Here is an 8,250-nt window from a genome sequence, read left to right as displayed (position 1 = left end):
CCTGATCCTGTCCAACCTTCTGGCCACCTTCGCCTCGACGCTTACCGTGCTTCTGCTGGCCCGCGTCGTGCTCGGCGTTGCACTCGGCGGCTTCTGGGCGATGTCGGCGGCGATGGCGTTGCGGCTGGTGCCGATGCGGCTGATGCCGCGCGCCATGTCGATCATCCTGACGGGCGTTTCACTGGCGACCGTCACGGCCGCTCCAGTGGGCGCCTATGTCGGCGATATCTGGGGCTGGCGCACCGCGTTCATGATCGCGACAGTTGTCGCTGCGCTGGCGCTGCTGGTGCAGGTAGCCGCCATTCCGAAATTGCCGCCGGTGGGTGTGGCTAGCTTCCGCACCTTGCTCGACGTGCTGGAGCGTCCGTCGATCAGGGTCGCCCTGCTGGTCGTGCTGCTGGTCGCTTCCGGGCACTTTGCTGGCTTCACCTATGTCCGCCCCTTCCTCGAGAAGGTGCCCGTGCTCGACATCGAGACGATCTCGCTGGTGCTGCTGGCCTATGGCATAGGCGGCTTCTTCGGCAATGTCGCCGGCGGCATCCTGGCCGAACGCAGCCTCAAGGCAGCCGTTGCGCTGGCACCCCTGCTGATTGCGCTGGCCGCCGCCTCGATGCTGGTTTTCGGCGCTTCACCCACGGTCGCCGCTGCCGCTGTTGCGGTCTGGGGTTTTGCCTTCGGCGCGGTGCCGGTCGGGCTGCAGAGCTGGCTGGTGCGGGCCGCGCCCGATCAGGCCGAAAGCGCCGGCGGACTGATGGTGGCGACGTTCCAGGTGGCGATTGCGCTCGGCGCCGTCTTCGGCGGCCTGCTGGTCGACCATGCCGGCGTCGCCAGCGCCTTCGCCTATTGCGGCGCGGCGACGCTGCTGGCGGCCATCGTGGTGTTCCTGCGCGGCCCGAAGCGCGCCAAGTAGCCTGGGCGCAAATCAGGCTTCCCTGACACTGCGCGTCGGCCCGGGAACCATCACGGTTCTCGGGCCGACGCCGTTGTGATGGCAGCGACGAAGCGGTTCAGGCTGTCCTCGACATAGGCGGCCAGTTCGATCGCCGGGTCAAAGCTCCACCACAGCAACGAGCCTTGCCAATGCGAGGCCATCAGCAGGCCGATGTCGCGTGGCGGGTTGGGCGTTTCAGCAAAACAGGCTGCAAGTGCGTCGCACAGGAACGCCTTCCAGGCGGCACCGCGCGCCCTGAGCACCGCATCGCGCAGATCCTCGCGCAGCACAAGCAGGCCTTCGGCATAGGATTCGATGCCGCCATAGCCTTGCGACAGCGCCACCAACAGCGCGACCGCGCCGGTGGGGGTTCTGGGAACAGTGGCTGCCAGCGTCCTGGTGTTCTCGTCGAGACCGTCCCAGGCGTGCAGCAAGGTGCGCTGTTTCAGCTGCGCCTTGTTCTTGAAGCGCTGCACCAGCGTTGCACCGGAGAGACCACAAGCCTTTGCCAGGCGCTCGAAGGTGAGTGCTTCCGGACCATGCTCGTGGATCAACCGGTGCGCGGTCTCCAGCACCTGCTCGTCGGACTGGGTTTTTGGGCGAGTCATCTTGACATCCTGATATAACCGAATGATCATTTATATATGATGTAAGCAGCACAGACCAGCCCGTGTCTGATCGATGAGTGCGTTTTTGGGAGAGTTCAATGACGTTGCAAGGAAAAGTTGCCCTGGTCGCCGGTGGGACGCGCGGCGCCGGACGAGGCATAGCGGTCGAACTCGGCGCTGCCGGTGCCACAGTCTATGTCACCGGGCGCAGCACGCGCGCCCAACAATCCGAATATGCCCGGCCCGAAACCATCGAGGAAACTGCGGAACTGGTCTCGGCGAACGGAGGCAAGGGCATCGCCGTGCAGGTCGACCATCTGGTGGCCGATGATGTGCGCAGACTGGTTGAGCGCATCCGCAGTGAACAGGGCCGGCTCGACATACTGGTCAACGACATTTGGGGTGGCGAAAAGCTGTTCGAGTGGAACAAGCCGGTCTGGGACCACAATCTGGACAATGGTCTGCGCATGCTGCGGCTTGGCATCGACACGCATCTCATCACAGCACACCATGCGTTGCCGCTGCTGATCGAACGTCCGGGCGGGCTGCTCGTCGAAGTCACCGACGGCACGGCCGAATACAATGCCGACCACTACCGGCTGTCGCCCTTCTACGACCTTGCCAAGGTCGCGGTGACGCGCATGGCATGGGCGCACGCCAAGGATCTCGCAAAATACGACGCAACGTCTGTGTCGCTGACGCCCGGCTGGCTGCGTTCGGAGATGATGCTGGAAGCCTTTGGCGTGAGCGAGGACAATTGGCGCGACGCCACCGCTGAGGTGCCGCATTTCGTCATTTCCGAGACGCCACGCTTCGTCGGCCGCGCCGTTGCGGCTTTGGCGGCGGATGCGGATCGCTCGCGCTGGAACGGGCAGTCGCTGTCCAGCGGCGGGCTCGCGCAGGTCTACGGCTTTACCGACCTCGACGGCTCACGGCCCGACGCCTGGCGGTACGTTCCGGAGGTCCAGGATGCCGGCAAGCCCGCCGATGCGACGGGCTATCGATAGGTAATTTGATTCCTGCGCAATTCCGGACTGAAAACCGCTGCGCACTCTGGAATTGCTTCACGCCGAACGCCCGTCGAAATCGAAGACCGACAGGGTCGAGGGGTCGAGATCGGCCACGCAGTTGATGTTGATGTAGGCACTGCGTTCACGGCCTTCACGGACATCCTCCGCAAAGGGATGGATGCCGCAGGCCCGGCAGAACCGGTGTGCGATGGCATGGTTGCCGAATGTGTAGGTGCCGAGATCGTCGCCCCAGGCCAGGACCTGCAAGGTCCCGTGCGGGATGGCACACAGCAGGGCGCCCTTGCGCGAGCATATCGAGCAATTGCACCGCACGGCGCCGGTCAGTTCGGCCTTGAATTCTAAGGCGACTTTGCCGCAGTGGCAGCTGCCTTTGTAGAGCATAGGATTTCCTCGCATTCGACAGGGTGCAAAACTGCTTGCGCCGGGTTAAGTCTCGGCAAGCCATGCCTCAAGGACGTTCAAGGCGTCTGGAGTCCGACACCGAAAATGCAATCAGTCCGTGATCGACTGGAAATCATCCTCGCGCGGCTCGCTGCCCATGCGGGTGAAGAGCGCGTGTTCACGAAGCTCTATGCCGAAGCCGCGCGAGCGGCGGCTGATGCCAGCGATGCCCGCAAGCGGGCAGGGGTGAGGCTCGGGCCGCTCGACGGTACCATTGTCTCGATCAAGGATCTGTTCGATGTCGCCGGCGAACCAACCACGGCCGGCTCGCTGATGCGCAAGACCGCCGCGCCCGCCTCGCACGATGCCGCCGTCGTCAGCCGGCTGCGGCAGGCCGGCGCGGTCATCATCGGCAAGACCAACATGACCGAATTCGCCTTTACCGCGATCGGCGACAATCAGCATTTTGGCACGCCCGGCAATGCCGTTGACGCCAGTCGCATTCCGGGCGGCTCTTCCTCGGGCGCCGGCGTTTCCGTCGGCGAGGGGACGAGCGAGATATCGATCGGTTCCGACACCGGCGGTTCGATACGCATTCCGGCTTCACTCAATGGTGTTGTCGGCTTCAAGCCGACAGCGCGGCGCGTGCCGCTCGCCGGCGCGTTCCCACTGTCCGCCACGCTGGACTCGATCGGTCCGCTTGCCCGAACCGTTGCCCAGTGTGCCGCCGCCGCCGCCGTGATGGCCGGCGAGGTGCCGACCGCGCTGACGCCGATTGCCCTTGCAGGGCTTCGCATAGGCATTCCGCGCGGTGTCCTTTTCGAAGAAACGGAAGGTGAGGTCGTGGCAGCGTTTGAGCGCTGTCTTGGCAAGGCCGAACGGGCCGGCGCACAGACCGCGGATTTGTCGATCGATGATCTGCTTGCCGACATGCGCGCGGCCACCAAGCGTGGTTCGATCGCCGCGATGGAAGGGGCCGAAGTGCATGCCGACTGGCTGGCGACAGGGGCACCGGTGCCGGTCGACCCGCACGTCAGCGGGCCTTTGTCGCGGGCAGCAATGTTGCCAACCCCTATCTACATCAGGGCGCTGCGCCGTCGCACAGCGCTCGTCGCTGCGATGGATGAGCGGCTGGCATCGGTCGATGTGCTGGCCCTGCCGACCACACCGGTGACAGCGCCGACCATCGTCTCGATGACTGAAGATGCCGAACTGCGCGACCGTATTGAAGGCCTGCTGCTGCGCAACACGCAGGTCGCCAACCAGTTCGACCTTTGTGCGATTTCGCTACCGATGCAAGGCACGACGTTGCCGGCCGGATTGATGCTGGTGGCGCGCAGCGGGTATGACCGGCGCCTGCTGCGGATTGCGGCTGAAATAGAGGCGCTGCTTGGCGCGGGACCAGGGCTGAACTGACTATCAGTGCGACGAACAGTGCTTGCGTTCGCTGTCCTTGGCGGTCCGTATGATGCGGGTCGCGACCAGCCATGGCAGGCTGTACTCGTTGCCGGTGATGGTCTGGGTGCGGTGCTCGATCGAGCCCCTGACGACGATCTTTCCGCTGTAAAGCACGTCGGACTGATCGATTATCGCCTTGTCGGCCTGCGGCAATCCGCTGGCGTCGATCGACACGCCCTTGATGATCGTGCCGGTGGCAAGGTCGAGCGCGCTGTTCGACGGGCAGGGCGCCTTGAAGCAGCGCAGTCCGTTGTCGCAATAGACATAGCTGCTCTGGGCCGCGGCGAGTGCCGGCAAGGCGCAGATGGACGAGGCAATCAGAAATGCGAGGCGAAGACCGGACATGGCTCGCAACGTCGCGGAGAATTGGGGCGAAACCGCGATGCGCTATATGTCGAGAGGAAACCGCCTGCGGTAGTGATCGACCACTTCGGGGTTGCGTAGGTTGACCGGCAGTTTGCCCGCCAGCACCAGCAACGCCTCGCTTGCCGCGCCGACGCCCATGCGCATCATCGATTCCTCGGTAATGCCTGCCATATGCGGGGTGATGATGACGTTGTCGAAGCTGAAATAGGGATGATTTGACGGCAGCGGTTGCGTCGAGAAAACGTCTAGTGCTGCACCGCCGATGCGGCGTTTCTGCAAGGCCTCGATCAGCGCGTCGTCATCGACGACCGGCCCGCGCGACACGTTGATCAGCAGCGCGTTGGGCTTCATGCGGGCGATGCGCTCGCGGCTGATCAGGCCGCGCGTCTCCGGCGTCAGCGGGCAGCAGAGCACGATGATGTCGCTCTGCTCGACCAGCGCGTCGATCGACAGAAAGCCGACTTTTTCGGGCGCCGGCTGCATGCTGCGCGTCGTGGCCACCACTTTGAGGTCGAAACCATGCGCCGCGATATGGCCGACGGCCTGGCCGACGGCGCCAAGGCCGACGATGCCGATGGTCTTGCCGGCAAGTTCGATGTTGGAATTGGCGTGCTCGCGTCCGGCGAGCCAGCCTTTGGCGCGCAGGTCGCGGTCGACCCTGCGGAATTGCCGCAGCAGCGCAAGTGCGGTGAACATGACATGTTCGGCGACCGAGCGGGCATTGACCGCCGGCACGTTGGCCACCAGCACGCCGGCCGCAGCGGCTGCTTCCATCGGAATCATGTCGAGCCCGGCGCCGTGGCGGATCGCTGCCCGCAGCTTCCAAGCCCCTTCGAACAGTGCAGGCGGCAGTGGCGCGCGCACGATGACGATGTCGGCGTCTTTGGCCTCTCTGGTCAAGGTGGCAGGATCGAGCGCCGATGCGATGACGAGTTGACCAGCGCCGGCCAGCTTGGCTGAAGCGCGCGGGTGCAGCGGATGGGTCGACAGAATCTTCGGCACGGTCTGGGCCACGGTCAGGCCTTTTCGAGCGCGGGGCTTGGCGGCGCAACCGCCTTGCCGCCTTCGATCAGGCCCTTCCAGTAGCTCTCCGCCCCTTGCAGATGGGCGCTCATCAGCGCCTGGGCGAGATTGCCGTCGCGGCGCAGCAGCGCCTCGTAGATCTGCACGTGCTCGGCATGCGAGCGCACGCTGCGTTCGGGATCGTTGAAGTAGATCGGCAGGCGCTGTTCGCCCATCAGATAGTAGACGCTGCAGATGTTATGGAAGACGCTGTTCTTGGTGGCGCGCACGATCTCGAGATGAAACTCGCGGTCTTCCTTGGCGAGGCCTTCGCCGGCGGCGATGCGCTCCTCGGATGCCTTGAGGATCTCGCGCAGCCGTTCGAAATTCTCCTCGGTGGCGCGCGAGCAGGCAAGCTCGGCGGCCTTGATCTCATGGATCTTGCGCAGCTCGACCGTTTCATAGATCTGCAAGGGATCAAGCGGCAGGCCGGCGCGCGCGAACAATGCCAGCGCTTCGACACTGGCCTGCTTGGTGTCGATATAGATGCCGGACTTGGCCCGGCGCTCGACGATGCGCATGGCTTCGAGGATGGCCAACGCCTCGCGGATCTGGCCGCGGCTGACGCCGAAATGCTCCGCCAGCTCACGTTCCGACGGCGTGCGGCCGGTCTCGCTGTCCGAGTGGGAGAACAGATAGGCGGCGAGTTCCGCGAGGAGGTTCTTTTCTTTCATCGTCAACTGCGTTGCGCGTGCGCCTCCAGGAATCGCTCAGAAATGGTGAATCCCAATCCGGGCTTTTCCGGGATCGCTATCATACCGTCCTTTGCTTCGACAGTCTCTTCGATCAGATCGTGGATCATCGGGTTGGCGCCGAGCGAATATTCGACGGTAAAACTAGACGGCGAGGCGGCACAGACATGCAAGCCGGCGAAGAAGCAGGGTGCGCCGGCCCACAGATGCGGCGCAAAGCGCAAATTGAAGGCGCTGGCGATGGTGCCGATCTTCATCGCCTCGCTGATGCCACCGCAGAAGGCGGGATCGGGCTGGAAGATGTCAGCCGCTTTCAGCACAGCAAGGTCGCGGAAGGCATAGCGTGTCGCCTCGCTTTCGCCGGTGGCGATCGGAACGGAGCCTGATGCCCGCACTTCAGCCATGCCCGGCTTGTCGTCGGCGATGATAGGCTCCTCGAACCAGGCGAGATCCAGATCGTTGACTAGGTGGATGAAGCGCTTGGCTTCGGCCACCGTATAGGTGCCGTGCGCATCGACCATCAACTCGACATCGGGGCCGAGCGCCTGCCGTGCGGCGCGGACGCGCGTGGCGGACACATGTGCTGCGCCGTCCATGGCGCCAACCCGCATCTTCAGGGCCTTGAAGCCGCCCTTGGCGATGTAGGACTTCAACTGCTCGCCGATGGCGTCGGCGGCCGCCCAGCCGCCCGAGGCATAGGCCGGCATGCGATCGAGCTTGCGGCCACCGAGCAGCCGCCAGACCGGAACGCCAAGCGATTTGCCGAGGATGTCCCACAACGCGATGTCGACGGCGCTGATGGCGGCGATGCTCATGCCGCGCCGCGCCAGCTGCGGCATGGCGTGGCCGGCGCGCGCGGCGCTGTCGTGGCGCACGCCATTGTAGAGCATTTCCCAGATGACGCCGATGTCGGCCGGATCGCGGCCGATCAGCTGCGGCCCGACCTCGTGGTTCAGCATGTGGACAAGCGCACCGTAGCTGCCGGCGCTGCCGGCGGCGTTCTTGCCTTCGCCCCAGCCGACCAGCCCGTCATCGGTCTCGATGCGCAGGATGGCGGCGTCGAAGGTCGTCACCTGACCGAAGTCGCTGCGGTGTTGCCGAGCGGCTTCGATCGGGATGCGGACCCACCAGGCTTGGACGGTCTTGATGCGCATATTCTTCCCCAGCCCTGCCGCCGCCTGGCGGAAGGGCAAATTCCCCAACAGCAGTCGGCTACTTGATCAGCGGCAGCAACGTTTCAGCGTTGATGCGCATCTGGTCGGTGTAGAACTTTTCCGTGAGCACGCTGGAGCCGTGGTCCTGGATGAACTTCAGCTGTTCTGGCGAGATGTCGACCGGATTGCGCTCGACCATGTCGGGATAAGGTGCAGCCGGTGTCCGGTCGACGGGCGCGACGAACTCGTTGGTCAGCGCGCCATCGTAGCCGATCTCCCGCAAGGTGGCGACGATCCTCGGCCAGTCGATCTGGCCAAGGCCGGCGGCGAAACGGTTGTTGTCGGCGACGTGGAAATCGAACAGCCGCTTTCCGGCCTGCCGGATCGCGTCATAGACGTTAAATTCTTCCATGTGGATGTGGTAGGCATCGAGGCAGACGCCGCATTCAGGGCTGACCGCGTCAGCCAGCGCCAGGGCCTGGGCGCCGCGATTGAACAGATAGGTCTCGAAGCGGTTGAGCGGCTCGACCGCGATCTTGACGCCGACCTTCTTGGCATGGGTGAAGC

10 protein-coding genes are annotated in these 8,250 nt (G+C 64.5%); 3 read left to right on the top strand and 7 right to left on the bottom strand.

What is annotated here, in order from left to right; translation table 11 throughout:
* Positions 1 to 910 (top strand): MFS transporter (locus EN935_RS13080; RefSeq protein ID WP_164771110.1); only part of this gene is annotated, 910 nt, incomplete at its 5' end.
* 50 nt (positions 911 to 960) lie between these two features.
* Here the strand turns inward: EN935_RS13080 and EN935_RS13075 are convergent.
* Positions 961 to 1,539, bottom strand: a complete 579-nt coding sequence (locus tag EN935_RS13075) for a TetR/AcrR family transcriptional regulator (RefSeq protein WP_245468750.1) — start codon at positions 1,537 to 1,539, stop codon at positions 961 to 963.
* Positions 1,540 to 1,637: 98 nt separating this feature from the next.
* On the opposite strand from EN935_RS13075, the gene EN935_RS13070 reads away from it, so the two are divergent.
* Positions 1,638 to 2,546 (top strand): SDR family oxidoreductase, encoded by a 909-nt coding sequence (locus EN935_RS13070; RefSeq protein WP_109658678.1) that lies wholly within the window; start codon positions 1,638 to 1,640, stop codon positions 2,544 to 2,546.
* Positions 2,547 to 2,603: 57 nt separating this feature from the next.
* Here the strand turns inward: EN935_RS13070 and EN935_RS13065 are convergent, their stop codons facing one another.
* Positions 2,604 to 2,951 carry a GFA family protein gene (locus EN935_RS13065; RefSeq protein WP_127263336.1) on the bottom strand — a complete coding sequence of 116 codons (348 nt, stop codon included), beginning with the start codon at positions 2,949 to 2,951 and terminating at the stop codon, positions 2,604 to 2,606.
* A 105-nt stretch (positions 2,952 to 3,056) separates the two neighbouring features.
* Here EN935_RS13065 and EN935_RS13060 point away from each other — a divergent pair, with 105 nt between their 5' ends.
* Positions 3,057 to 4,367 (top strand): amidase, encoded by a 1,311-nt coding sequence (locus tag EN935_RS13060; protein ID WP_127263337.1) that lies wholly within the window; start codon positions 3,057 to 3,059, stop codon positions 4,365 to 4,367.
* Between the two features lie 3 nt (positions 4,368 to 4,370).
* Here the strand turns inward: EN935_RS13060 and EN935_RS13055 are convergent, their stop codons facing one another.
* The 5 genes from EN935_RS13055 to EN935_RS13035 form a co-directional block, all read right to left on the bottom strand.
* Complete coding sequence (locus tag EN935_RS13055; RefSeq protein ID WP_109658681.1) at positions 4,371 to 4,754, bottom strand: hypothetical protein; 384 nt, start codon at positions 4,752 to 4,754, stop codon at positions 4,371 to 4,373.
* Positions 4,755 to 4,796: 42 nt separating this feature from the next.
* A complete protein-coding gene (locus tag EN935_RS13050) occupies positions 4,797 to 5,777 on the bottom strand; it encodes a hydroxyacid dehydrogenase (protein WP_109661109.1) in 981 nt (326 codons plus the stop codon).
* A 14-nt stretch (positions 5,778 to 5,791) separates the two neighbouring features.
* Positions 5,792 to 6,511: a FadR/GntR family transcriptional regulator gene (locus tag EN935_RS13045; protein WP_027043339.1), complete on the bottom strand. Its 720-nt coding sequence runs from the start codon at positions 6,509 to 6,511 to the stop codon at positions 5,792 to 5,794.
* A 2-nt stretch (positions 6,512 to 6,513) separates the two neighbouring features.
* The gene (locus tag EN935_RS13040; RefSeq protein WP_109658682.1) at positions 6,514 to 7,683 is read right to left on the bottom strand and encodes a mandelate racemase/muconate lactonizing enzyme family protein; all 1,170 of its coding nucleotides are present in this window, start codon (positions 7,681 to 7,683) and stop codon (positions 6,514 to 6,516) included.
* Positions 7,684 to 7,741: 58 nt separating this feature from the next.
* Positions 7,742 to 8,250: sugar phosphate isomerase/epimerase (locus tag EN935_RS13035; protein WP_164771109.1), on the bottom strand; the 509-nt coding region annotated here is incomplete at its 5' end.

This window comes from Mesorhizobium sp. M7D.F.Ca.US.004.03.1.1, assembly GCF_003998635.1.
GTDB classification, from domain to species: Bacteria; Pseudomonadota; Alphaproteobacteria; order Rhizobiales; family Rhizobiaceae; genus Mesorhizobium; species Mesorhizobium loti.
Note: the sequence above shows the minus strand (reverse complement) of the source record. Positions and strands in the feature narration are given on the sequence as shown.

What these genes read in the sequence shown, in the direction of transcription:
- EN935_RS13075 (WP_245468750.1), bottom strand. Translation starts at nt 1,539, where the DNA reads ATGACTCGCCCAAAAACCCAGTCCGACGAGCAGGTGCTGGAGACCGCG.
- EN935_RS13060 (WP_127263337.1), top strand. Translation starts at nt 3,057, where the DNA reads ATGCAATCAGTCCGTGATCGACTGGAAATCATCCTCGCGCGGCTCGCT.
- EN935_RS13055 (WP_109658681.1), bottom strand. Translation starts at nt 4,754, where the DNA reads ATGTCCGGTCTTCGCCTCGCATTTCTGATTGCCTCGTCCATCTGCGCC.
- EN935_RS13040 (WP_109658682.1), bottom strand. Translation starts at nt 7,683, where the DNA reads ATGCGCATCAAGACCGTCCAAGCCTGGTGGGTCCGCATCCCGATCGAA.
- EN935_RS13070 (WP_109658678.1), top strand. Translation starts at nt 1,638, where the DNA reads ATGACGTTGCAAGGAAAAGTTGCCCTGGTCGCCGGTGGGACGCGCGGC.
- EN935_RS13065 (WP_127263336.1), bottom strand. Translation starts at nt 2,951, where the DNA reads ATGCTCTACAAAGGCAGCTGCCACTGCGGCAAAGTCGCCTTAGAATTC.
- EN935_RS13045 (WP_027043339.1), bottom strand. Translation starts at nt 6,511, where the DNA reads ATGAAAGAAAAGAACCTCCTCGCGGAACTCGCCGCCTATCTGTTCTCC.